The following is a 22,269-nucleotide window of genomic DNA, read 5'->3' as shown; positions in this document are numbered from 1 at the left end:
GCGCACGGTCGCGGTGCCGACTACCCGACCGCGCGCAGGGCGTTGACGACGCCGAAGCCGTAGAAGCCGTTGACGCGCCCGCCGCCGGCGCAGGTGGCGTCCACGGTGCCGTCGCCGTTCCCGTCGTACGGGCCGGCCGGGCACCCCGGGTTGTCCGCCTGGGCCCTGAGCATCGCTCGCAGCTGGGCCGGGGTCGCCTGCGGGTGGGCGGACTTCAGCAGCGCGGCCACGCCGGAGACGTGCGGGGCGGCCATGGACGTGCCCTGCTCGTAGCCGTACTGGTTGTTCGGCAGCGTCGACAGGACACCGGGGTGCCCGGACGGCGTGTCGGAGGCCTGGTAGATGTCGCCGCCCGGCGCCGCGACGTCGATCACGCCGAGGCCGTAGCTGGAGTAGGACGACTTGGTGCCCTTGGCGCCGGTCGCACTGACCGTGACGACACCGGGCAGTTGGGCGGGCAGCTGCCAGCAGCGGTGCGGGTCGACCGTCCGGCTCGCCGGGGTGGAGTCGTTGGGGCTGCGGTTGTCGGCGAGGCCGTCGGAGGCCAGGTCGTGGTTGGAGTTGCCCGCCCCGGCGACGGTGAGGGTGCCCTTGCGCTGCGCGTAGCGCTGGGCGCGGTCGACGGCGTCGACGACGGCCTTCTGGTCGGGGTCGTCCAGGCAGTTGTACTGCCACGGGTCCACGTAGTAGCTGTTGTTGGTGATCTGCACCCCGTGGTCGGCGGCGAACACGAAGGCGCAGACGACGCTCTCGGCGTAGATCAGCTGGCGCGGGGTGGGCTGGGAGACGGTGATGCCGGAGACCCGCACGCCGGGTGCCACGCCCGCGATGCCGACGCCGTTGCGGGCGGCGGCGATCGTGCCCGCCACGTGGGTGCCGTGGAAGTAGTCCGGGTCCACCGGGCGCCAGGCGCCGTACGTGGTGTCGGCCCTGCCGCTGGCGCAGTTCGCGGACTGCGCCGGGGAGAAGTTGTCGGCGAGGTCCGGGTGGGTGTCGTCCACGCCGGTGTCGATCACGGCGACCGTGACGTCCCTGCTGCCGGGGTCGGTCTTCGCGGCCCGGTCCGCGCCGATCGCCCGCAGGGCCCACTGCTCGGCTTCGAGGGGCTCGGTGCCGCCGCCGGAGGCCTGCCCGATCCGCGCGGCTTCGGCCGCCGAGAGGCGCCGCACCGCGCCCGTGCCGTCGCCGGTAGCCGCGCCCGCGCCCGGGCGTACGCCTTCGCCCGCGCCTGCGCCTTCGCCCGCGCCGGCCGTCGCCGCGCTGAGCGGTGCGGTCCGCGTGGCGCCCGCCGACCGCACTCCGGGCACCGCGCGCAGCACCCTGCCGAAGTCGGGGTTCGCCGAGTGGGCGACGATGACGCCGATCGTGTCGTAGCTGACGAGGACGGTGCCGCCGGCCGCGGTGACGGCCTTCTGTACCGCCGCGATCGTATGACGGTCGGTCTCGGTGTTGACGACGTACGCCAGGGAGCCGGCGTCCACGGTCTGGGCGGGGGACGGTGTTCGGGGCGTCGCCGAGGCCGACGCGGGGAGGAAGCCGAGCGAGGCGGTCAGCGACAGCACGACCGGTACGGCCGGGCCGAGCCGGAGCAGGGAACGTCGTCGAGCCATGTGGTCTCCACATCTTCCGGGTGCCGGGCCCGGCCGCAGGCGCGGGGCCGGCGGCCGGGCGGGAGCAGGGCGGTGGCCCAAGCCTCGCCCGCCGACGACGGGCGCGACTAGCCGGAAAGTGGCCGGTCCGAGCGCACCGAATCGGATTGCCGTCCGGCGCTCTCCGCTCTCCGCTCTCCGTCCCGCTTGCCCCGCTTGCCCCGCTCGCCCCGTGCCGGGTGCCGGGTGGCCGGGACAACGGCGGGCGGCAGGCGGGCGGTTCAGCCGAACCGGCGGACTGCCGGAAGTCGGGCCCGTGGCAGTACGTCAGCGCTCCGCCGTACGCCGCAGGTCGGAGCACGGGGCCATCCCGGAGCCGTACGGGGGCGGCCGGGGGCGGAACGGAGACTGGAGGCGATCCGAGAAACGCTTCTGCACGAAGGACTGGCATGGCTCTGCGAGACGGACGAACGATTCCCGCGCTGACGGTCGGTGCCGTGACGGCCGCGATCGCGGCGCTCACCCCCGCGACGGCGTTCGCGGCGCAGGAACCGCTCGGGCGGTACGCGCAGCAGGAACTGCGCTGGGAGCGCTGCGACGCGGAGCAGCCGGCGGCCTTCGAGTGCGCCACCCTCCACGTGCCGCTGGACTACGCCGACCCAGGGGGCCGGAGGATCGACCTCGCGGTGTCGCGGATCAGGGCGGGCGGTGGGAAGGTGCGGCACGGGGTGCTGCTGATGAACCCCGGCGGCCCGGGCGTCGGGGGGCTGACCATGCCGGCGGAGCTGGAGCCGCTGCTGGCACCGGAGGTGCGGGAGCGGTTCGACCTGGTCGGGTTCGACCCGCGCGGGGTCGGCAGGAGCACGCCGGTGGCCTGCGGTCTGACGGCCGACGAGCGGAGCATCCCGCACCCCTATGCGGCGGAGACCTTCGCCCGGGACGTGGCCCGGGCCCGGACGGTGGCCGACAAGTGCTGGGCCAAGGCGGGGGACCTGCTGCCGCACATCACCACCCGCAACACGGCGCGCGACATGGACGTCCTCCGGGCGGCGCTGGGAGAGCGCAGGATCTCCTACTTCGGCTACTCGTACGGCACCTACCTGGGCGCCGTCTACACCCAGATGTTCCCCCGGCGCTCCGACCGCTTCGTGCTCGACAGCGCGCTCGACCCGGCGCTCGCCTGGCGGGGGACGCTCCGCGGCGCCGCGCCGGGCGCCGAACTCGCCTTCACCCGGTGGACCGGGTGGGCCGCCGCGCGCAACGCCGAGTACGGGCTGGGCGCCACCCCCGCCGAGGTCCGCACGACGTACTGGGACCTGATCGCCCGCGCCGACCGCACGCCCGTCCCCACCACGGGCGGGGCGCTCGACGGGGGCGCCATCCGTACCAGGTACGCCGACTTCGTCCACGTCGCCGCCGTCACCCCCTGGATCGTCGCGCTGAAGGCGGCGGCGGAGGGCGGGCCGGCCGCACCGGCCGGGCCCGGGGCGTCCGCGGACCCGGGAACCGCCGGCGCGGGGCCCGCCGCCGCGGGCACCGGAACCTCCGCCGCGGGCACCGGAACCTCCGCCGCGGACGCGAGGCCCTCCGGTGCGGAGCAGCAGCAGGACAACCAGACCGCCGTCACCTGGGCCCTGTTCTGCGGTGACGCCCGCGGCTGGCCGCGTGACCCGGAGCAGTACCGCCGGGACGCGATCCGGGACCGGGCCGCCTACCCGCTGGCGGGCGACCTGGGCGCCGGCATCCAACCGTGCGCGTTCTGGAAGTCGCCGGCCCGCGAGGCGGCCACCGCGGTGAACAACGGCGTCGGCGCGCTGATCGTGCAGAACCAGTGGGACCCGCAGGCCACGCTCGCCATGGCGCAGGGCATGCGGCGGGCACTGCACGGGGCGCGGATGGTCACGGTGGCCGGCGGCGAGGGCCACGGCGTGGTGGTGGCCGGGCCGTCCTGCGCGGGCACCGACGTCACGCGCTACCTGACCACGGGCCGGCTGCCGGCCGCGGACCGGACCTGCGGCTGAGGCGGGTCCGGTCCCGGCGGCGCAGGAGGTCGAGGCGGTGGCTCGGGGCGAGCGCGCCCCGGCCCGCCCGTCAGAGCGGCGGCAGATCCGCGGGGCACGGCCCCGACGCCCCCGCCCGTCGCCACCCGCGGCGGGCGGGGGCGATCGACCCGGAGAAGGCGCTCGCGCTCGCGGAGAAGACGCCGTACGCGGCCACCCAGGCCACGGCCGAAGGCGGCCCGATGAGCGCCGTCACCAGGGCCCGGGTGAACCTCAACGGACCGGTCCGCTCCGGACGGATCACCGAGTCGGCGAGCGTGGGCGGCGAGGACCTGCTCGGCGACGGGAGCGCCGACTACCACGGCTACTTTCCAAGGCGCTGCCGGCCCCCGGCCCGTCCACCCGCAAGGGGATGGAGGACTGCGAGGGCACGCCCTGCCACCACCTCGGCGGCACGGTCGACCTGGAGGCGATGAAGGCCGTCGAGCCCGAGCAGTACACGATCCTCAAGGGCAAGGGGGTGCCGGACTTCCAGCTCGACCAGTGGATCGACGCCCAGGGCCGCACCGTCCGCTACGACCGGAAGAACGACCTGCGGGGCGTCCCGGTGCGCTCCCACGGCACCTTCCGGGACTTCGGCCCGGTCGAGAAGGTCGGGCCGCCGCGCTAGGGTCCTGGACGCCATGGCGCCTGTGATGATTGTCAGGTGAACGAAGACCTGACCGTGCCGACGCCCGTCATCCTCGGCATCGACGACCTCCGGGCGCTCCCCAGGGCCACCCGGGTCGCCCGGACCAGCGCCGAAGGCGTCCGGCTCCTGGAGGAGCACCGTGAGGCCTTCGTCGACGAGCTCTGGCTGGACCACGATCTCGGCGGCGAGGACAGCATCATGCCGGTGGTGACCCTCCTGGAGGAAGCCGCCTTCAGCGGACGGCCCTTCCGGATCGGAACGGTCTTCGTGCACAGCGCCAACCCCGTCGGCGCCCAGACCGTCGTCCGGTCCCTCACGCGCTGGGACTACCGGGTCCGGCGGGCGACGGCGTAGGGCGTCCGGCACCGGGCCTGCGTCTCACCCCCGGCCGAGCGCCGGCTCGCCGGGAAGCTCGGTCGGAAGGTGGTCGTAGCCGTGCCGGCCCGGAACGGCCCGGGCGAGCGCCCGGACCAGCGGGGCCGGCGGCGCGGCGAAGATCCCGGGACAGTCGCGCTCGCCGAGCTCCGGCCGGACCGGCCAGGCCAGCCGCTCCCGGTCCAGGTCGTACTGGGCGTCCACCCCCTCCCGGTTGCCCCGGGCGTCCAGGCGCGACCAACGGCCCTCCAGGTGCACGGCGTTGAGGGCGTGCACCACGAATCCGCCCTGGCCGTCCGCCAGCCGCTGGTAGCACAGACCGGTCGGCACGCCCTGCGCCCGCAGCAGCGCGGCCAGCAGGTGCGCCTTGCCGTGGCAGATCGCGTTGCGCGCGGCCAGCACCTCGGAGGCGCGGAACGCCCCGCTGTACGTGCCCGCGTCCGCGGAGTGCGCCACCTGGTCGCGGACGTGCCGGAACGCCGCCTCGGGCGTGGCGGACTCGGCGGCCAGTCGCCGTACTTCGGGGTGCTGATGGTCGATCACCTCGTCCGCCGCGAGGTAGGCGGCGAGGTCGTCGGTCTCCGGTCGCAGGATCATGCCCTCCACGGTGCCGTACGGACGGCGCGTCGCGGGCGGGAATCCACCCCGTGGACAGCAGGAGCCGGGGGCGGGCCGGGCTGCCGGAGGGACCGGGGCGCTCCGGGCCGGGAGCGGCGTCGGGCCGTCCACGCCGGGCCGTCCACGCCGCCGGGGCGTCCGGCAGCCCGACGGCCCGCGGGCCGCTCCTCGGGCCGGGCCCGACGCCCTCGACGCCGAGGCCGGACGCGGCCACTCCACCCGCGGCCGGGCGTGCGGTCCTCAGTCCGTCGTCGCGAGCGGGCGGGTCCGCAGCAGGGCCCGCGCCGGGAGGGCCGTCGCGACGAGGCAGAGCAGCACCGCCGAGGCGGCCAGTGGCACGGCGGTGCCCGGCGGGACGTACGGCGCCGTACCGGCGAGGCCGCGGGCGATCGGGACCAGGGTGATCCAGGCGATCGCGCTGCCCAGCAGCAGCCCGGCCGCGGCCACCAGCAGGGCCTCCCAGCGCATCATGCCGCGCACCTGGCGACGGGTGGCGCCCGCGAGGCGCAGCAGGGCCACCTCGCGGCGGCGGTCCAGGACGGTCATCACCAGGGTGTTGGCGGCGGTGATCGCCGCGAAGCCGCCGAGCACGCCCGCCATCACGGAGTTCGCCCAGTCGCCGGCCTCGCGCCGGCGGTCGGTCTGGGCGACGTACCCGGCACGGTCGGCGACGGTCAGTCCGGCCACCGTGGGCCCGCCGGCCGCCGCGGCCCCGGCGGGGGAGGTTTCGGCGGGGAGCGCCGCCAGCCGCGCGGCGACGTCGGCGCGGTCGGCGCCGGGGGCGTCCGCGACCAGCACCTGGCTGTCGTAGGCCACCGCGGCGTGCGCGGCGACGGCCGCCCGGGGCAGGATCAGCTGGCCGAAGCCGAGGCCGCGATCGTAGGTGGCGACGACCGTCAGCTGGGCCTGGGTGCCGTCGCCGAGCCAGAAGGAGGCGCGGTCGCCGGTCCGGTGGCCGAGCTTGTCGGCGAGGCCGGTGTCGAGGGCGACGGTGTCCGTGCCCCGGGCGAGGTCGGCGAGCGAGCCGGTCCGCACCCCCAGGTCGAGGACCCGGGGCAGCTTCGCCGGGTCGCCGGAGACGGCGAGGACGCCGGCGGAGCGGAGCTTGCCGTCGGAGCGGTAGACGGCGCCGGTGCGCAGCACGCCCACGGCGGTGTCGACGCCGGGCACCCGGGCGGCCTGGTCGGCGGTGCCGGCGGGCAGGCCGGGGCCGGTGGAGCCGAGCACGTGGTCGGCGGTGATCCCGTCGCGCACCTGCTCGCCGGTGGCGTGCTGGACGCTGCTCTGGATGAACAGCATGGTGCCGCAGAAGGCCGTCACCATCGCGATGGGGGTGAGCGCGGACGTCAGCCGGCGGGCGTTGGCGCGGGCGTTGTCGGCAGCCAGCGAGCCGCCGGCCCCGCCCGCGCCCGCCCGCAGCGGCAGGCCCAGGACCCCGGCGGCGATCCGGGCCACCCAGGGGCCGAGCAGGGCGACGGCCACCAGGAAGCACATCACCACGCCGAGCGCGGTGTTGGCGGCGCTCTCGCCGCTCAGGCCGGCCGCGACCACGGTCAGCACCACGCCCCCGGCGATCGCCAGCACGCCGAGCAGGGTGCGCACCACGCCCGCGCGGCCCACCGGCACCGACGCCTCGCCGAGCGCCTGGCCGGGCCGCAGGTTGGAGGCCCGGCGGGCGGCGAGGTGGCCCGCGGCGAGGGCGGCCAGCAGGCAGGTGGCGACGGCGACGAGCGCGGGGAGCGGGCCGACGTCGAGTTCGACGCCCGCCGGGACGGCGCCGCGCGACGCGAGGCCGTCGAACCACCAACGGGCCAGTGCCACACCGGGGACGAGGCCGAGCAGACCGGCGAGGGGGGCCACCAGCACCGCCTCGGTGGCGACGGTGCGGCGGATCTGGCGGGGCGTCGCGCCCACGGCGCGCAGCAGGGCGAACTCCCGGGCCCGTTGGCCGATGGCCAGCGCGATGGTGGACACCACCACGAAGACGGCCGTCATCGTCGCGGTGCCGCCGAAGGAGCCGCCGATCGCGATGAGCAGCGTCCGGCTGTCCCCGAGCGCGGGCTGCTCGACGGAGCCGCGGTCCTCGCCGGTGACCACCCGGAGCCCGGTGGGGGAGGCCCCGGCGGCGTTGCGCCCGGCGGTGTCGCGCAGTGCCTCGCGCAGGTGCCGGGCGAGGTCACCGGCGCTCACGCCCTCGCGCGGTTGGACGGCGACGGCGTCGACGCGGCCGGGGTGGCCGGAGAGCCGGCCGGCCGCGTCGTCGGCGAACCAGGCGGTGGGGCCGGCGCTCTGCGGCGCGGCCAGGCCGGAGATCCGGTACGTCCCGCTGCCGCCGGGGGCGACCAGGCTCAGGCTCGCGCCCGGGGCGAGGTGGGCGGCGCGCGCGGTCGCGGCGTCGAGCACGACCTCGCCGTCGCCGGGCGCGCGGCCCTCGACCAGGGTGTCCGCGCCGCCGGCGATGCCGAGCGCCGCATAGCCACGCCCCGTTAGGCCCGGTGTCGCCGGGCCGGGCTGGACCGGGAAGGCGGAGTCCGCGCGGGCCGCCGCCACCCCCGGCAGCGCGGCGATCCGCTGGGCCAGCGCGGCGTCCACCCGGGCCCGGTCGGCGACGGGCCGGTCGACGGTCTTCTCCTTCTTGTTGACCTTGCGGACGATCTCGACGTCCGGGTTCGCCGCGACGACGACCGGCGCGTTCGCGTAGCGGACCGGCGGCACGGCGGCGGTGATGCCGGTCTGCAGCATGGTGCCGCAGGCCATGATGACGGCCGCCCCGAACAGCAGGGCGACGAAGGTGCCCGCGAAGGAGGCGGGCCGGAAGCGCACCGAGGCGCGGGCGAGTCCGTTGCTCACGCCGCGGCCCCCAGCCGGCCGGTGGCGAGCGCGACCATCCGGTCCGCGACGGACTTCGGATCCGGGTGGGGCAGCTCGCCCGCCAGGGCGCCGTCGGCCAGGAAGACCACGCGGTCGGCGAACGAGGCCGCCACCGGGTCGTGCGTCACCATGGCCACCGTCGCGTCCATCGTGTCCACCGCGTGCCGCAGCAGCCCCAGCACCTCGTGCGCGGTGCGGGTGTCCAACGCGCCCGTCGGCTCGTCCGCGAACAGCACGTCCGGGCGGGTGATCAGCGCCCGCGCGATGGCCACCCGCTGCTGCTGACCCCCCGACAACTGCCCGGGCCGGCGCGCCGCATGCTCGGCCAGCCCGACCTGGTCCAGCAACTCCCGTGCCCTGCCGCGGTCCTGGCGCTCACCGGCCAGGCGCAGCGGGAGTAGCACGTTCTGCACCACGCTCAGCGAGGGCAGCAGGTTGAACGACTGGAACACGAACCCCACCCGGCTGCGCCGCAGCACGGTCAGCCGGTCCTCGCTCAGGCCGGTGATCTCCTCGCCACCGAGGAACACCTCGCCCGAGGTCGGCTTGTCCAGGCCCGCGGCGCACTGCAGGAAGGTGCTCTTGCCGGAGCCGGAGGGGCCCATCACGGCGGTGAAGGTGCCGCGCCCGAGCGCCAGGTCGATGCCGCGCAGCGCGTGCACCGTCTCGGCGCCGCGCCCGTAACTGCGCCGCACCGCCCGCAGCTCGATCGCGGCTCGGGCCCGGTCGGGAGGCCCGGCGGTCGGCCCGTCGTCGGAGCGGTCGTGGCGGCGTGCCATGCTGGTGCCTTCCCTCGTGGATCGTCGCTGGTCATCGACGTGACCAGGCTAGGAACGGCGGGTGCGGCGAACCATGGAGGCTGCTGGCGGAAGGGGGGTGGGGTTATCCCCACCCGCCGTCCCGCGGCCGCGCATTATAGGAGGAGCGCCGAAGGGTATTGCCGCCCCCGGAGTCCGTGGGTCAGTGTGGAAGCGGTGCGACAACCGGCCCGGACGCGCCGTGAGTCGACCACGGAGGTGCCATGGGATCCGCAGCGGTTCACCCGGAGGGCCGTCCGGCCGCGACCGGCGGGGCGCGGGTGCGCGACGTGGTCCGTGACGTGGTGGCCGAGGCCGCCGCGGAGGAACTGCCGCTCGTCGTGTGGCTGACCCGCTTCGACGACGCCTCGGCCGTACGCCGGCTCGCCGGACGCGGCCGCAGCGAGCCGCTGGGCTTCGGACTCGGCGAGGTCGCCGCCCTGGTGACCCCCGTGGTGTGGCTGGCGCTGGACCAGGTGGGGCAGAAGCTCGCGGGCGCCGCGGTGGACGGGGCCGCCAAGGGGCTGAAGGCGGGGCTGCGCAGGGTCTTCCGCAAGGGGGCCGAGCCGGTGACGATTCCGCCGCTGACGCGCGAACAGCTCGCCGACGTACGGCGGTCGGTGCTGGAGTCGGCCGCGCAGCGGGGGATGGCGGAGGACCGGGCGGCGGCGATCGCCGACGCGGTGGTGGCCCGGCTGGCACTGGCCGAACCGGGCGGCGGCGGGCACGAGCCGGCCGGGCTCGCGGCGGGTGGCGACGGAACCGGGGCGGGCGCGCAGGGCCGGGCCGAACCCGACCAGGCCGAACCCGACCAGGCCGACCCGGGCCAGGGCGGCGACCCCGGCCAGGGCGACTCCGACCAGGCTGCGGGGGGCCCGGCCGCCGACGGCGAGGGACGATGACCGACGCACCCGCCGACGCCGCCACCGGCGCAGGACCGCGCCCCGCCCGGGCCCCGGCCCCCGTCCCGGCCCCGCCCGACGAGCGCGTCCTCGCCGCCGGCACCACGCTGCGCTTCGTCCTGCTCCTGCTCCTGCTGGCGGCGGCCGGTGCCAGCATGGTCCCGAGGACCGTCTGGCAGCTCCTCGCCTCCTCCCAGCAGGCCGACAAGGAGGCCGCCTGCTGGTTGGCCGCCGGTCTCGACCCCGGCGCCCCCGTGAACGCCGGCCTCGCCCTGTCCGCCCGGAACGGCTCGGCGCTCAAGGCCTGCACGGCCCGCTACGCCCAGGACTTCGACGGTGTGTCCGTCACCGTGGGCGCGCTGCTGGTCGTCGCGGTCCTCGCCGTGTACTGGCTGCTGCCGGTCTGGAAGGCGCGCAGCTCCCGGGTCGTCGCCCTGGCGGAGCTGGACACGACCGGAGGGCTGCGGCAGCAGCTCGACGAGCTGGTGGCCGCCGCCGGACTCGCCCGCGCGCCCCGCTTCGTCGTCGCCCCGGTCGTGCCGCAGGTCGGCGCCGCGGTGTTCGGCCGCTGGCGCCGACCCACCGTCTGCCTGTACGGCGGGCTGTTCGCCACCAGCGGTACGGACCGCGAGCGGTTCCGTGCCGTGGTCCTGCACGAGCTCGCGCACCTGCGGAACCGGGACGTCGGCATCACCTACGCCACCGTCGCCCTGTGGCGGGTCTTCCTCCTCCTGGTCCTGCTGCCGTGGGCCGCGGTGGGCCTGAAGAACCTCTTCGTCACCGCGACCCCGGCCGCCCGGGGGCAGTTCGCCCCCTTCAACACGCACCAACTGGTGCTCGGCCTCCTGATCGTCGTCGCCGTCCACCTCACGCGCGCCGGGATCCTGCGCAACCGCGAGATCCACGCCGACCTGACGGCGGCCCGCTGGGGCGCGAGCCGGGAGTCCTGGAACGTCCCCGCCCCGCCGCGCCCCGGCCGCGAACGGCCGCGCGCCCTCGCCGCCTTCGTCGAACTCTGGCGCACCCACCCGTCCTGGGAGCTGCGCCGGGCCTCGCTGACCGACCCGAAGGCGCTGTTCGCGCTGGACGCCCTGCCGCTGTTCCTCACCGGGCTCGCCGCCGACATCCTCGTCTGGCAGCTCGGAGGCCTGCCCTTCGAGGCCCTCCCCGCCAAGGCGGTCCTCATCGCGGCACTCGTCGTCGGCATCGGTGGTGTCGCCCTGTGGCGCGCCGTGGTGTACGCCGTCCTCACCGGGCGCCCGGCCCCGCGGGGGTGGCCCGTCGGCCTCTGGCTCGGCACCGGCCTCGTCGCGGGCGAACTCCTCGGCCCCAGGGCGGCCTGGAACCACTGGTGGCCGGCCCACCCCGAGGCCCTGCTGGTCCTGGTCGCCGCGCTGGTCCTGGTGATGACCTGGACCGCCCAGAACGCCGGCTGGTGGATCGCCGCCTGGCGCGGGCGCTCGCTGCGCCCGGTGATGGCGGCGGGCCTCGCCGCCGCCTCGCTGGCCCTGGCCTGCGTCCTGTACTGGTGGTACACCCAGGGCGAAGTGCTGACCGGAGGCTGGCCGTTCAGCACGGCCGGGCTCCTGGGCTCGTACGGCCTGCCCGGGCTGCCGCCGGCCCGCATCGGACCGCTGCTGGAGGTCGCCGCGGTGGTGGGCGTCCTGCCCGGAAGCGTCACGGCGGCGCACAGCCTGTGGTGGGCCGCGGTGCTGCTCTGGCTGCTGCCGCCGCTCGCGCTGGCGGCCGGGCGGCCGGCGGGCCGGCCGAGGTGGCTCGCCGGGGCGCTGCCCGGGCCGGCGGCGGGTGTGCCGCCGACGGCGGGTGACGTGCCGCCGGAGCCGCCCGTACCTCCGCTCCTCGCCCCTCCCGGGCGGCTCCCGGCCCGTCCGGGCCGGTTGCCGGCCGCCGGCCTGGCGGGCGGGCTGGTCTGCTGGGCCGGGCTGGCGGCGGCGAAGGCGCACATGGACACGCCGTCCCCGGCGGCCGTGCGCATGACGGGCCCGTTCCAGCTCGCGTACCTGATGTGGCCGGTGCTGGTGGTCTGCGTCGCGATGGCGCTGACCGCCGCGGTGGTCGCCGCCGTGACGAGGGAGGCCTGGCTGCTCGCCGGGCTCGTCGCGGCCGGCGTCACCGCCCTGGTCGGCACGGCGGGCTCGTTCCTCCTGGCGAGCGCGGACGGCTGCCTCGGCCCGTTGGACGTCATGACCCACACCTGCGGTTGGCGGCCGGGGGCGGTGTGGAAGCTGCTGCGGATCGAGACGGCCTACCTCCTGACCCTGGGGACGCTGCTGGCCGGCCTGGCCGCCTTCGCGGGCCGGGGCGCGGGCCGTGCCGTGAGCCTGCTGTGGCGGCGGCGAGGGCGGGCCGAGCGGCCCCCGGCGGTACCGTCCGCGCCGGCGGTGCGGCCGCCGGCCCGGCCCCGACCGGCGCGGCGGCACGCCGTCAGGGTGGCGCTCCTCGCGGTCGTCGCGGCCGGGGCCCTCGTGACGACGGTGACCGCCGTCCAGCCGTCCGGCCCGCGCGGCGGGACCGCCCGCGCGGTGGAGTCGATGCTGGAGCGGAGCACGAGCGCTCCCTCGGCGGCGATCGCCCTGGTCCAGAACCAGGCCTGGGCCGCGGTCGGGGGCCTGGACCACGTCAACGCGCTGTACACGGCGCAGCGGGCCTACGCCGCCGCCGTCGAAGCCGTGGTGAGCACCGCCGCGAGCGCCACCTCCGACGCCCAGGTCGAGGCGGCGATACGGAGGGTGGGCGACACCTGCGAGGCGCTCGACGGCGCGACCCGGCGGGCCGACGGGTACTTCACCGTTCCCGACCCGGCGGGGCAGCGGCTGTGGGCCGGACTGCTCACCGGCTACCGGCAGTTGGCCACCGCGTGCCGCGACCTCGTGGCCCGGCCGGACGCCGCCGGCGCCCAGGCCGGCGTGACGGCGTACCGGGCCGCCACCGAGGCCGGGGGGCGGATGGTCTCCTGGCTCGCCGCGTCGGGGGCGGTCCGCCGGACCGCCCCCCGGTGATCCGCCACCACCGCGCGCCCCCGGGTGGAGGGGACGTGGCACCACCAGCGGGGTTCGGTTTTCCGAACCCCGGATTCGGGTGCCGGCCCTATCCGGTTCGCGGCTCCGGGCGCCCATGATGGAGGGCATGAACGGGATGACGACGGCCACCGTCACGGCGGCGTGCGACGGACGGACGGGTGCGGCCCGGTCTTCCGCCGCTGCCCTGTCGGTAGCGCCCTGCGACGGGGAGACTGGGGGACATGGGATTCGCCGTCTTCGTGACCTTGCCCGGGCTGATCATCGCGTTGACCGCTGTGGCCTTCGCGGACCAGTTGCTTCTCCGCGCCGGCCGCGCCGGCCTGCTGCCGTGGCGGAACAGCGCCCGGCAGGGCCAGATATCCGCGACCGGGTTCGAGCAGCTCCACGCGAGCTTCTCGCCCGGGAAGCAGAACGAACTCAAGGAGCGGCAGTCGTCGCTGACGATGAGGGAGGACGAGGAGGACGGGGCGCCGCCGAACCGGACGAGGATCGACCTGGACGGGGGCGTCGCGGTCCTCCGGTTGCCGCCGACCGGTCGGTAGAGGCCCGGGCCGGGCCGCCGACCCGGCCCGGGCGCCGGTGGCCCGGGCCGGAGTGCGCACCTTCGGCCCCCGGGCGGGTGGCGGGTGGTCAGTGAGCCTCGGGGGCGCTGCCGCGCCAGGCGTGGATGCCCGGCGAGAGCTCGACCACCTCGGCCGGGTAGGCGCTCCGGACGCGTCGGAGCAGGGCGCGCTGCTCCGCCAGCCAGCCGGGTGCGGGGGAGAGCACGACCCGCAGCGTGACGCCGGTCTCCTCGGCGTCGGAGACGGTCACCCAGAGGCCGCCCGGCCGGCCGGGTTCGATCCGCAGCTCCGGTCCGTGCTCCTCGTCCAGCCAGCGGACGGCTGACCCGCGCCCGAGACGGTCCAGGGCGCTCTCCCACTGTCCGAGGTGGCGGTCCGTCACGAGGGTGACGAACTGCGCGCGCACCGAGTCCGCGGTGACGGTGATCTCGCAGTCCAGCCAGTCGTGTCCGAGCAGCGAGCCCGGCGCGTGTCGTCCGAGGACCCGTACGCGGACGTTCCGGCCGCCGGTCCGTCCGTCGCAGCCGGGGGCGTCCTCGGTGCCGGGGCGGTCGGTCAGTCGTATCAACTCGTTCTGCTGCGAAGCGACTTCACTCACGTCTTGCTCCTGTGGGCAGCGGATCCAGGGGCTGACATCCTCGCGCAGGTGTTCGCCCCGGTGCCAGCCCGGAACCGGCGTGTTCCGGCCGTGCCCGGCCCGGGAAGCGGCAGCGGCCGCCCCGCCCGGGGGCGACGGCGGTGCGCGGGCGGCAGCGCGCGGGCGGCGGTGCGCGGGTGGCAGCGCGCGGACGGCAGCGCGCACCGGGAGCGCCCGCGCGTACGCGGACGGCCCGCCGGACCGTGTGGGTCGGGCGGGCCGTCCGGACGCCGCGGTGTGCGCCGCCGTGCGTGGCGGGTCCGGCGCCGTCAAGGGCACCGTCCTTCGGTGGGTGCGGACCGCTGCCCGGGCCGTACCGGTTTCCGGTCGGTGTGGTGGCGGTCGGCGGGTCAGCGGTGGTCCGGGTGGCCGGTGAGCACGGTGGTGAAGATCGGCTCGCCGTGCTGGTGGCCGGTCACGGTGGTGGTGAGGGCGTCCTGGTCGCCGCCGGGGGTGTGTCGGGCGGTGATCGTGGTGGGCGCGTCGTGCTCGGCGTACCGGTGGAAGGTGGTGGCCGCGGCGGTCGGCAGGACGGCGACCGGGCTGCTCAGTGCGTTGGCGGCCTGCCGGGCCGCCTCCATCAGCACCATGCCGGGGATGTGGTCGTTGGCGTGGTCGAACAGGATCGGGTGCCAGAAGTCGGGGGTGAGGTGCCAGCTGCCGGGAGCGTCCGCCGGGGCCAGGACGACGTCGCACGGGCGGAGCCGGCCGACCCGGGCCGGCGGGAGCGGCTCGGCGGTGACGACCGGCGCGGCCGGGTGCCCGGCGACGTGCCGCCCCCGGCGCAGCCGCTGGTAGGTGGCGTCGGGCACGGTGGTGAAGCGGGCGTACCCGGTGGCGGCCAGCTGGGCTCCCCGGCGCACCACGGTCTCCAGTGCGAAGTCGACCGTGGTGCCGGCGCGGCGCGGCCGGGCGAGGAGCTGGACTTCCAGGGTGAGGTCGGTCGGCGCTGCGCCGATCACCAGCTGGCGCGGCCGGGTGGTGTAGTCGAGGTTCCACATCATGAACTTGTGGTCCAGCGGCACCCCGAAGCGGGTGTGGGCGAGGTAGAGCCCGGCCTGGCGGATCGTTTCGGCGGCCTGGATCGGGTCATGCCGGGTGCCGTCCGGGGTACTGAAGAAGGTGTGCGCTCGCGGCCACTGCGCGGTGACGGCGAAGGTCGTGTCGGTCAGCTGCTCGCTGCCGGTCAGGAAGACCTCGGCGTGGCAGGCGCGGTGGACGTACTCCTTGGCGACGGTGCTGGTCAGGCGAGGCGCCGGGGCTGCTGCCGCGGCCGGGCCGGGGATCGTCCCGGAATCCGTGCCGGCGGCGAGGGCGGAGGCGGGCGTACGGAAGGCAAGCAGAGTCATGGGGAGCGCTCCGAAAGGCCGTGACGGGCGGGGTGGGCTGCTCAGGGCTCGTAAGATACGTACCTTCCGGTTTGGTTTTCAAGGAGCCAGAACAAAGGTTCGTCGGCGGCCGAGCGTGGTCGTACGGGCACGGTAGGTGGTCGGCGAGCACCGCCCGAAGATCGGTTGACCGGAGACGCCTTCGTGACCTGTGAAGATGTCTATACCAAGCCTTGACAGGTTCATTGCCATCCCTGGACCGTTCGTCCCCGTCCCGGCTGCAAGTGGGAGAGGTGACTCCGCTTCAAGGGGCTGTCGGTGAGTTGGTGGTCATCTGTTCGCCTCATACCGTCTACGCGGTTTTCGTCCGCTTGAAGACCGCCCTATGTGACCTGGGACGCAGAGATCCCGACCGGCTGTCGCGGGTAAGATACGGGGTGTTTGGTTTTGTTTGCCGAGCGTTTCGGGTGGGGTGGTTGCGGTGGTGCGACAGGAGCGGGCGATCCGGACGCGTCGGTTGATCCTGGAGGCGGCGGCGTCGGTCTTCGACGAGCACGGGTACGAGGGGGCCACGATCGGTGAGGTGGTGGCCCGCGCGGGAGTGACGCGCGGTGCGGTGTACTTCCACTTCGCCTCCAAGCGGGAGCTCGCCCAGGGGGTCGTGGAGGAGCAGTTCGGCCGCGACGAGATTCCCGAACGGCACTGCAAGCTCCAGGAGTTCGTGGACCTCGGGATGGTGGTCGCGCACCTGATGCCGCGTGATCCGGTGCTGAGCGCGGGCGCCCGCCTCTCGCTCGGCCACGACGTGTTCGGCGACTTCAGCGGCGGTGCGGCGCCCGGCTGGATCCAGCGGGCCGAGGCGGTGCTGGAGACGGCCGGCCGGCGCGGCGAGCTGCTGCCCCAGGTGGTGCCCGCCGAGACGGCTTGGCTGGTCACCGGGGCCTGGACGGGCGTGCAGATCCAGTCCCAGAAGATGTCCGGCCGGTCGGACCTGGAGCGCCGGATCGCCTCGCTGTACCAGCACGTGATGCCCAGTATCGCGGTGCCCGGGGTGCTGGCCACGCTGGACCTCGCGGCGGACCGGGGGAGCCGGGTGGTCGCGGAGCTGGCGGCGGCTCGGGCGGCGGCGGAGGCGGCGGAGGCTGCGGGCGGGGCGGACGGCGAGGCTGCCGAGCGGGCCTGAACCCGGCCTGGTCGAGGCCGGACCGGCGGTCCGGAGCACGAATCCCCGAGGATTGCTCTGCCCAAAAACAAACAGTGCGTTCGGTTTTGTATTGACAAACCGTCTGTCCTGTTTTTGGATAAGCCTCGGGTGCTCGACCGACCTTCCAGCGGACCGTCGCGGACGGTGAGCAGCGGAGCACCCGCCCGGCCGGCGGCCGTCGGGGCCGCCGATCCGTCTGGATATGGGGTGGTCGTCGTGGAGATCCGGGTGCTGGGGTCCTTGGGGGTCCGACTGTGCGGGGTGTCGGTGGTGCCGTCGGCGCCGAAGCCACGGCAGGTCCTCGCCCTGCTGGCGTTACGGGCCGACCACATCGTCCCGGCGGGCGTCCTCGCCGAAGAGCTGTGGTCCGGTCGCCCACCGCGCAGCGCCCGCACCACCGTGCAGACCTACGTCCTCCAGCTGCGCGACCTCATCGACCGCGCGCTCGCCCAGGGCGACGGCGGCCCGGGCGCCTCCTGCGCCAAGGACGTCCTGGTCACCTCGGCCGGCGGCTACATGCTGAACAGCGGTGGCGGAACCGTCGACCTCCAGGAGTTCGACCGCCTGGCCGGCCACGGTTACCGCGCCATGGACGGGGGCGACTTCCCGCTCGCCGCCCGTCAGCTGGGCGACGCACTGGCGCTGTGGCGCGGAGCGGCGTTCGCGGACGTCCCGCTCGGCGGCCAACTCGCGGTCGAATCGAAGCGGTTGGAGGAGAGCAGGCTCTGCGCGCTGGACCAGCGGATCGAGGCGGACCTGCGCCTGGGGCGGCACCGGGTACTGCTCGCCGAGCTCACCGTCCTGGTGGACCGCTACCGCACCCACGAGAGCCTGCACGGCCAGTACATGATCGCGCTGCACCGCTCCGGGCGCCGCGGCGAGGCCCTGGAGGCCTACCAGCGCCTGCGGAACACCCTGGTACGGGAGTTGGGCATGGAGCCGTCCGCGGCCCTGCGCCGGCTCCAGCGCTCCATCCTGCTCGCCGCCCCCGAACGCCCGGAGCAGGAGCAGCCGGGCGTACTCGCCGACGGGCCCGTCGGCCGCGCCGCCCGTCTCACCAGGGTCGGTTGAGCGGTTCCGACCACCGCCGGCCCGGCCCGCCCCGAACGGCGGCCTGCCGTTCGGAGCGGGACCACCGGACATCGGGCTGCGGCGCGCCGCAGCCCGATGTCCGTCCGGTCGCAGCGGGCCCGTGCGCCGCTGCCGGCGGGCGCCGGGACAGACCCGGCCGGCCGGACGACTACTCCCGTCCGGCCAGCACTGCGGTGTTCTGGCAGGCGTGCAGCAGCCACCGCCCGTCGTCCTGCCTGGTCATGACGTACAGCGGGGACCCCTCCGAGCCGCTCCCCGAGCCGCCCTCCCAGTCGTCCACCGCGTCGGAGGCCGCGGAGTGGTAGGCCTGGCGGACCTTGTCGGCGGCGACGTCGGGGCGCAGGAACCGGATGTGCACCGGTTCGTAGGTGGCCTGGCCGTCCCACGCCGCGGCGGGCAGGACGGCCCGGGTGAACTCGGCGATCGCGCACGGGCCGAGGAGGACCCTGCCGTGCGCGGTGGTCCGGATCGCGTCCGGGTGGAACAGGGCGAGGAAGGCCTCCGGTTCCGTGGCGCACTGGGTGTGCCCGACGGCGGCCACGACGCGCTCGATGGCACGGACGTCGTCGGGAACGTTCGGTGCGGCTTCGGTGGCCATCCGGATCACTCCGGGATCTCAAGTGCCCTTGAGGTCAAGCCCGTCGGGGCGTCCCGAAGCGCCCCGAAGCGTCTCGGGTGTCTCGGGCGTCTCGGGGCGCAGCGCCAGGTAGGCGTGGAGGCGGGCCGAGGCGGTGAGCATGGCCAGCCCGCGGGCGGTGAGTCGCTGCTGCCAGCCGTCGAGGGCGGCGGCCGGCTCGCCCGCGCCGCCCGCGGTGCGGATCCGGCGCAGTACGGTGGCGACGTGGGCCAGCGGGTAGCCGCCGCGGCGGAGCAGGTGGGCGAGATCGGCGTCGCGCACGTCGGCCGGGAGGTAGCGCCGGTGGCCGGTGGCGCGGTCCCGGGCGGGGGTCAGGATGCCGGCGGCCTCCCAGGCCCGCAGGGTCGCAGGGGTGACACCGAGCCGGTGCGCGACCTCGCCCACGGAGCGGGGGCCCGGGAGCAGGGGCAGGCCGGTGCCGGGCGGGGCGCCGCCGGCCAGTCGGCCGACGGCCTTGCGGACGGTCGCGAGGGTCTCCCGGTCGCGCAGCAACTGGCGGTGCCCCCGGTCGAGTTCGGTGAGTGCGTCGTCGAGCCGACCGGTGTGGATGCCGGCCATCACCGAGCCGGCGGTCGCGTGGCCGAAGGCCGCGACGAGGGCCAGGAAGGCGCGCAGGGCGGCGGCGTGCAGCTCGGTGTAGACCCGGTACCCGGTGGGCGTGCGGTCGGCGGGCGGGAGGTGGCCGTCGCGCTCGTAGTTGCGGATCGCCTGGGTCGAGATGCCGTGCTCGCGAGCGAGGTCGGCCGGTCGCATGGTCGTCTCCGGTTCGGGGCTGTTTGAGGCTTCGGGCGACGGCTGGGCCGGACGAGCGCGGTGGTGGGGTCGAAAGTCTCAACCGTTTCATCAAGGATACGCTTGAGGCTCATGCATCAGGACAGGTACGACTTCGTCACCCCGGCTTGCGGGCTCCTGGGGCTCGGTGAGCCGACCCACCGGGAACCGGCCTTCGGACGGATCCGCAACGGGCTGTTCGCCCGGCTGGTCGCCGCCCGGGGCTTCCGGTCGATCGCGCTGGAGACCGACCGGGTGGCCGCCCTCGCCGTGGACGCCTATGTCCGCGCGGGCGTCGGCACCCTCGACGCGGTGCTGGCGGAGGGCTTCAGCCACGGCTTCGGGGAGCTCGACCACAACCGCCGACTCGTCGCCTGGGCAAGGGAGTTCAACCGGGAGCGGCCGCCGGGCGAGCAGGTGGCCTTCCACGGGTTCGACCTCCCGACCGAGAACACCAGCGCCCCCAGCCCGCGCCGGTACCTGGAACACGCCTGCGACTACCTGGGGCTGGAGCTCGAACCCGCCGAGGTGGCAGGCGAGGACGAGCGGTGGAGCCGCGCGGAGGCGGTGCTCGATCCGGTGCGGTCGCCGGGCGCCACGCCCGAGGCCGCGCGGCTGCGCTGCCTCGCCGACGACCTCCTTCTCCAACTCCACGCGCGCGCACCGGAACTGGTCGCCGCGAGCTCGTCCGCCAAGTGGACCGAGGCCCGCACCCGGCTGACCACCGGCATCGGCCTGCTGCGCTACCACGCGCAGTCGGCCGTGCGCGGCCTCACCCCGAGCGCCCGGCTCAGCGGCCTGCTCGGCGTGCGGGACGCGCTGATGGCGCAGAACCTGCTGGACATCCGTGCGATCGAGGAGCGGCGCGGACCGACCCTGGTCTTCGCCCACAACCGGCACCTGCAACGCACCCCGAGCGCCTGGGCGCTGGGCGAGCTGGACTGCCGGTGGAACGGAGCGGGCCACATCGTGGGCGCGCTGCTGGGCGACCGCTACGCCTTCGTCGCCGGGAGCCTGGGGCGCAGCGCGGCGATCGCGCTGGCCGAGCCGGCGCCGGGGACGTACGAGGCCCACCTCCAGGGGCGCGGTGCGGTGTGGGTGCTGACGGACCCGGCGCTGCCGGCCGGGGCGCGCCCGCGCACCGACACCGTCCCGAGCCAGGGCTACTTCCCGCTCGACCGGGAGGTGCTCGACGGCGCGGCCGCGCTGCTGCACGTGGCCGACGGGGCGGCGGTGCCGGGCGGGGCCCGGATGGAGGCCGGAGCCTGACCGACGGCAAAGCCTGAGCGCTGTGGGGCCTGAGCGCTGTGGGGCCTGAGCGGCTGCGGGGCCGCCACCGGGCGAGGGGGGCTACCCGGCCTCCGGTTCCTCCCCGGCGCCCGGCCCTGGGTAGGCCCGCCGCAGGTGGGCCACCAGGGCGGCGGTCGGTGGCGCGGCGGGCCGGTCGGTCGGCCAGGCGAGCGCGATCCGCACCCGGGGCACGGGGCTGGTGAGCGGGCGCACCCGTAGGTCAGGCACCGGCCCCGGGTCCGGCAGGACGGCGACGCCGAGCCCGTGTGCGGCGAGATCGGCCAACTGCGGCGGAGCGGCGGCCTCGACGCCGACGGCCGGTTCGACGCCGGCCTCGGCCAGGGCGCACTCCAGCGCGGCGCGCAGTCCGGTGCCGCGCGGGGTGCTCACCAGGGTGTGCCCGGCGAGCGCGGCGACCGGGAGCGCCTTCCCGGCCGCGGCGCCCTCGCCCGGCTCCGGCTCCGGCTCCGGCTCCGGGTCCGCGTCGCCCGGGCCCGGACCGCCCGCGAGCGGGTGGTCCCGCGCACAGGCCGCGACCAGCGGGACCTCCAGCACGGTGTGCAGCGCGAGCCCCGCCGGCGCGGACCGGTCGTCCTCGCCCGGCCGCCCGTTCCCCGGGGTGGTCAGACCGACCACCGCGAGGTCCAGCCGGCCGTCGCGCAGGGCGGCGAGCATCCGCTCGGTGGTGTCCTCGGTGAGCGAGAAGTCGATGCCGGGGTGCTCCTGGCGGAAGGCCGCGAGCGTGGTGGCGAGCCCGGGGAAGGTGCCGAGTGCGGACGGCGGGGTCAGGGCCGCGCCCGCGACCATGCCCAGGCGGACGTGCCCGCGCCGCAGCCCGCCGAACTCCTGGGCCGTGCGGCGGGCCGCGGCCGCGGCGGCGAGCGCCGCCCGGGCGTGCGGCAGCACCGCCTCGCCGACCGGGGTGAGCCGCACGGTGCGGCCCGAGCGGTCGAACAGCGGGTGCCCCAACTCCCGCTCCAGCTGCCGGATCTGGGAGCTCACCCCGGGCTGGCTCAGGTGCAGGAGCTGCGCGGCCCGGGTGAAGCTGCCGTGCTGGGCGACGGTGACGAAGTACTGGAGCTGCCGCAGTTCCATGACTCCTGATCATAGGTGGCAGAACGACCAGGCCTTGGACGGGCGTACGGTTCCGGCCGCAGGCCGGTCACATGACGACCGTGCCGCAGGACCTGGACACCGCGCGGATCCACCGGATCCGCGAGCACCCCGCGGCACAGCGCCGTGAACTCTCCGCGGTGCGCGCCCCCTTGACCCCAAAGCAGGGGAACGCGCCGTCGCCGTACGGAGGTTGGCGGGCCCGCGGGGTGGCCGCGCACATGAGCACCGGCTTCCGGCGCTCGACGGCGCGTACGCTCCTCGGACCCGCCCGCTCCGGTGGCCGGATCCACCGGACGGCCGACCCGGGGCGCCCGCCGGGACGCCGCCGCGACGAGCGGGCGTGAAGCGGCCGCGGCGCCAGCCGAGCACGCCGGACACCCCTGGCGCCCGCCCGTCGGCGGCCTGATCCCGGCCCTCGCCCACGACGCCGTCCACGGCTCCGACATCACCGTGGCGCTCGACGACCTGCCGCCCCGGCTGCCGTTGCCGCGCACGCGGGCCCGGCCGGACGGGGTCTCGCCGCGGGCGCCGCGGTTCTCCGGGGCCCGGCCGAACGGCGTCCGGCCGGAGGCGACGGACACCGGCTGGGCGTACGGCGACGGGCCGCTCACCGTGGCGGGGCGGGCGGGGCACCTGCTGCTGCTCGCGTACGGCCGCCGGGTCCCGGAGGGCCGGCCGGCGGGCCCCGGTGCGGAACGGTCCAGGGCGGTCGACGGGTGGCGAGAGGCCGCCGCCCGGCGGCCCCGG

At 76.1% G+C, this 22,269-nt stretch carries 19 protein-coding genes; 10 read left to right on the top strand and 9 right to left on the bottom strand.

Annotation, left to right across the window (positions count from 1 at the left end; all coding sequences use genetic code 11):
- Positions 1-20 precede the first annotated feature (20 nt).
- Complete coding sequence (locus ACH5AR_RS23705; protein WP_396303481.1) at positions 21-1,610, bottom strand: S8 family serine peptidase; 1,590 nt, start codon at positions 1,608-1,610, stop codon at positions 21-23.
- A 428-nt stretch (positions 1,611-2,038) separates the two neighbouring features.
- On the opposite strand from ACH5AR_RS23705, the gene ACH5AR_RS23700 reads away from it, so the two are divergent.
- The 3 genes from ACH5AR_RS23700 to ACH5AR_RS23690 all read left to right on the top strand — a co-directional run bounded on the left by ACH5AR_RS23700 (position 2,039) and on the right by ACH5AR_RS23690 (position 4,634).
- The gene (locus ACH5AR_RS23700) at positions 2,039-3,610 is read left to right on the top strand and encodes an alpha/beta fold hydrolase (RefSeq protein ID WP_396303480.1); all 1,572 of its coding nucleotides are present in this window, start codon (positions 2,039-2,041) and stop codon (positions 3,608-3,610) included.
- 391 nt (positions 3,611-4,001) lie between these two features.
- Positions 4,002-4,259 carry a hypothetical protein gene (locus ACH5AR_RS23695; RefSeq protein WP_396303479.1) on the top strand — a complete coding sequence of 86 codons (258 nt, stop codon included), beginning with the start codon at positions 4,002-4,004 and terminating at the stop codon, positions 4,257-4,259.
- A gap of 36 nt (positions 4,260-4,295) precedes the next feature.
- Entirely contained in the window at positions 4,296-4,634 is a 339-nt protein-coding gene (locus ACH5AR_RS23690; RefSeq protein WP_396303478.1) for a cyclic-phosphate processing receiver domain-containing protein, read from the top strand.
- Positions 4,635-4,658: 24 nt separating this feature from the next.
- Here the strand turns inward: ACH5AR_RS23690 and ACH5AR_RS23685 are convergent, their stop codons facing one another.
- From ACH5AR_RS23685 to ACH5AR_RS23675, 3 genes are all read right to left on the bottom strand, one after another.
- The gene (locus ACH5AR_RS23685; RefSeq protein ID WP_396303477.1) at positions 4,659-5,252 is read right to left on the bottom strand and encodes a transglutaminase domain-containing protein; all 594 of its coding nucleotides are present in this window, start codon (positions 5,250-5,252) and stop codon (positions 4,659-4,661) included.
- Positions 5,253-5,513: 261 nt separating this feature from the next.
- Complete coding sequence (locus tag ACH5AR_RS23680; RefSeq protein ID WP_396303476.1) at positions 5,514-8,123, bottom strand: FtsX-like permease family protein; 2,610 nt, start codon at positions 8,121-8,123, stop codon at positions 5,514-5,516.
- Entirely contained in the window at positions 8,120-8,923 is an 804-nt protein-coding gene (locus tag ACH5AR_RS23675) for an ABC transporter ATP-binding protein (RefSeq protein ID WP_396303475.1), read from the bottom strand. The genes ACH5AR_RS23680 and ACH5AR_RS23675 overlap by 4 nt, the downstream gene beginning before the upstream one ends.
- A 242-nt stretch (positions 8,924-9,165) precedes the next feature.
- Here ACH5AR_RS23675 and ACH5AR_RS23670 point away from each other — a divergent pair, with 242 nt between their 5' ends.
- The 3 genes from ACH5AR_RS23670 (at position 9,166) to ACH5AR_RS23660 (ending at position 13,426) form a co-directional block, all read left to right on the top strand.
- Entirely contained in the window at positions 9,166-9,843 is a 678-nt protein-coding gene (locus ACH5AR_RS23670; RefSeq protein ID WP_396303474.1) for a hypothetical protein, read from the top strand.
- Complete coding sequence (locus ACH5AR_RS23665; RefSeq protein ID WP_396303473.1) at positions 9,840-12,863, top strand: M48 family metalloprotease; 3,024 nt, start codon at positions 9,840-9,842, stop codon at positions 12,861-12,863. Before ACH5AR_RS23670 ends, ACH5AR_RS23665 begins: the two co-directional genes overlap by 4 nt.
- A gap of 242 nt (positions 12,864-13,105) precedes the next feature.
- The gene (locus ACH5AR_RS23660) at positions 13,106-13,426 is read left to right on the top strand and encodes a DUF6191 domain-containing protein (protein ID WP_396303472.1); all 321 of its coding nucleotides are present in this window, start codon (positions 13,106-13,108) and stop codon (positions 13,424-13,426) included.
- 88 nt (positions 13,427-13,514) lie between these two features.
- Here the strand turns inward: ACH5AR_RS23660 and ACH5AR_RS23655 are convergent, their stop codons facing one another.
- The gene (locus tag ACH5AR_RS23655; protein WP_396303471.1) at positions 13,515-14,045 is read right to left on the bottom strand and encodes a DUF5959 family protein; all 531 of its coding nucleotides are present in this window, start codon (positions 14,043-14,045) and stop codon (positions 13,515-13,517) included.
- 389 nt (positions 14,046-14,434) lie between these two features.
- Positions 14,435-15,433 (bottom strand): ScbA/BarX family gamma-butyrolactone biosynthesis protein, encoded by a 999-nt coding sequence (locus tag ACH5AR_RS23650; RefSeq protein WP_396303470.1) that lies wholly within the window; start codon positions 15,431-15,433, stop codon positions 14,435-14,437.
- Between the two features lie 460 nt (positions 15,434-15,893).
- Here ACH5AR_RS23650 and ACH5AR_RS23645 point away from each other — a divergent pair, with 460 nt between their 5' ends.
- On the top strand, positions 15,894-16,595 hold the full coding sequence (locus tag ACH5AR_RS23645) for a ScbR family autoregulator-binding transcription factor (RefSeq protein WP_396303469.1): 702 nt from the start codon (positions 15,894-15,896) through the stop codon (positions 16,593-16,595).
- A gap of 237 nt (positions 16,596-16,832) precedes the next feature.
- The gene (locus tag ACH5AR_RS23640) at positions 16,833-17,687 is read left to right on the top strand and encodes a BTAD domain-containing putative transcriptional regulator (RefSeq protein ID WP_396303615.1); all 855 of its coding nucleotides are present in this window, start codon (positions 16,833-16,835) and stop codon (positions 17,685-17,687) included.
- A gap of 169 nt (positions 17,688-17,856) precedes the next feature.
- On the opposite strand, the gene ACH5AR_RS23635 is transcribed toward ACH5AR_RS23640, so the two are convergent.
- Positions 17,857-18,306: an SgcJ/EcaC family oxidoreductase gene (locus ACH5AR_RS23635; RefSeq protein ID WP_396303468.1), complete on the bottom strand. Its 450-nt coding sequence runs from the start codon at positions 18,304-18,306 to the stop codon at positions 17,857-17,859.
- A gap of 18 nt (positions 18,307-18,324) precedes the next feature.
- Positions 18,325-19,098: a TioE family transcriptional regulator gene (locus tag ACH5AR_RS23630; RefSeq protein ID WP_396303467.1), complete on the bottom strand. Its 774-nt coding sequence runs from the start codon at positions 19,096-19,098 to the stop codon at positions 18,325-18,327.
- A 111-nt stretch (positions 19,099-19,209) separates the two neighbouring features.
- On the opposite strand from ACH5AR_RS23630, the gene ACH5AR_RS23625 reads away from it, so the two are divergent.
- Entirely contained in the window at positions 19,210-20,385 is a 1,176-nt protein-coding gene (locus tag ACH5AR_RS23625) for an erythromycin esterase family protein (RefSeq protein WP_396303466.1), read from the top strand.
- 81 nt (positions 20,386-20,466) lie between these two features.
- On the opposite strand, the gene ACH5AR_RS23620 is transcribed toward ACH5AR_RS23625, so the two are convergent.
- Positions 20,467-21,501, bottom strand: a complete 1,035-nt coding sequence (locus ACH5AR_RS23620) for a LysR family transcriptional regulator (RefSeq protein WP_396303465.1) — start codon at positions 21,499-21,501, stop codon at positions 20,467-20,469.
- A gap of 71 nt (positions 21,502-21,572) precedes the next feature.
- On the opposite strand from ACH5AR_RS23620, the gene ACH5AR_RS23615 reads away from it, so the two are divergent.
- On the top strand, positions 21,573-21,866 hold the full coding sequence (locus tag ACH5AR_RS23615; RefSeq protein WP_396303464.1) for a maleylpyruvate isomerase N-terminal domain-containing protein: 294 nt from the start codon (positions 21,573-21,575) through the stop codon (positions 21,864-21,866).
- The last annotated feature ends 403 nt before the right edge of the window (positions 21,867-22,269 follow it).

The organism is Kitasatospora sp. NPDC018619 (assembly GCF_044391605.1).
GTDB lineage: Bacteria > Actinomycetota > Actinomycetes > Streptomycetales > Streptomycetaceae > Kitasatospora.
Note: the sequence above shows the minus strand (reverse complement) of the source record. Positions and strands in the feature narration are given on the sequence as shown.

Bases quoted from the DNA above. Each gene is read 5' to 3' on its own strand.
- ACH5AR_RS23705 (WP_396303481.1), bottom strand. From the start codon at position 1,610: ATGGCTCGACGACGTTCCCTGCTCCGGCTCGGCCCGGCCGTACCGGTC.
- ACH5AR_RS23620 (WP_396303465.1), bottom strand. From the start codon at position 21,501: ATGGAACTGCGGCAGCTCCAGTACTTCGTCACCGTCGCCCAGCACGGC.
- ACH5AR_RS23635 (WP_396303468.1), bottom strand. From the start codon at position 18,306: ATGGCCACCGAAGCCGCACCGAACGTTCCCGACGACGTCCGTGCCATC.
- ACH5AR_RS23670 (WP_396303474.1), top strand. From the start codon at position 9,166: ATGGGATCCGCAGCGGTTCACCCGGAGGGCCGTCCGGCCGCGACCGGC.
- ACH5AR_RS23665 (WP_396303473.1), top strand. From the start codon at position 9,840: ATGACCGACGCACCCGCCGACGCCGCCACCGGCGCAGGACCGCGCCCC.
- ACH5AR_RS23615 (WP_396303464.1), top strand. From the start codon at position 21,573: ATGACGACCGTGCCGCAGGACCTGGACACCGCGCGGATCCACCGGATC.
- ACH5AR_RS23675 (WP_396303475.1), bottom strand. From the start codon at position 8,923: ATGGCACGCCGCCACGACCGCTCCGACGACGGGCCGACCGCCGGGCCT.
- ACH5AR_RS23695 (WP_396303479.1), top strand. From the start codon at position 4,002: ATGGAGGACTGCGAGGGCACGCCCTGCCACCACCTCGGCGGCACGGTC.
- ACH5AR_RS23660 (WP_396303472.1), top strand. From the start codon at position 13,106: ATGGGATTCGCCGTCTTCGTGACCTTGCCCGGGCTGATCATCGCGTTG.
- ACH5AR_RS23685 (WP_396303477.1), bottom strand. From the start codon at position 5,252: ATGATCCTGCGACCGGAGACCGACGACCTCGCCGCCTACCTCGCGGCG.
- ACH5AR_RS23650 (WP_396303470.1), bottom strand. From the start codon at position 15,433: ATGACTCTGCTTGCCTTCCGTACGCCCGCCTCCGCCCTCGCCGCCGGC.
- ACH5AR_RS23700 (WP_396303480.1), top strand. From the start codon at position 2,039: ATGGCTCTGCGAGACGGACGAACGATTCCCGCGCTGACGGTCGGTGCC.
- ACH5AR_RS23625 (WP_396303466.1), top strand. From the start codon at position 19,210: ATGCATCAGGACAGGTACGACTTCGTCACCCCGGCTTGCGGGCTCCTG.
- ACH5AR_RS23630 (WP_396303467.1), bottom strand. From the start codon at position 19,098: ATGCGACCGGCCGACCTCGCTCGCGAGCACGGCATCTCGACCCAGGCG.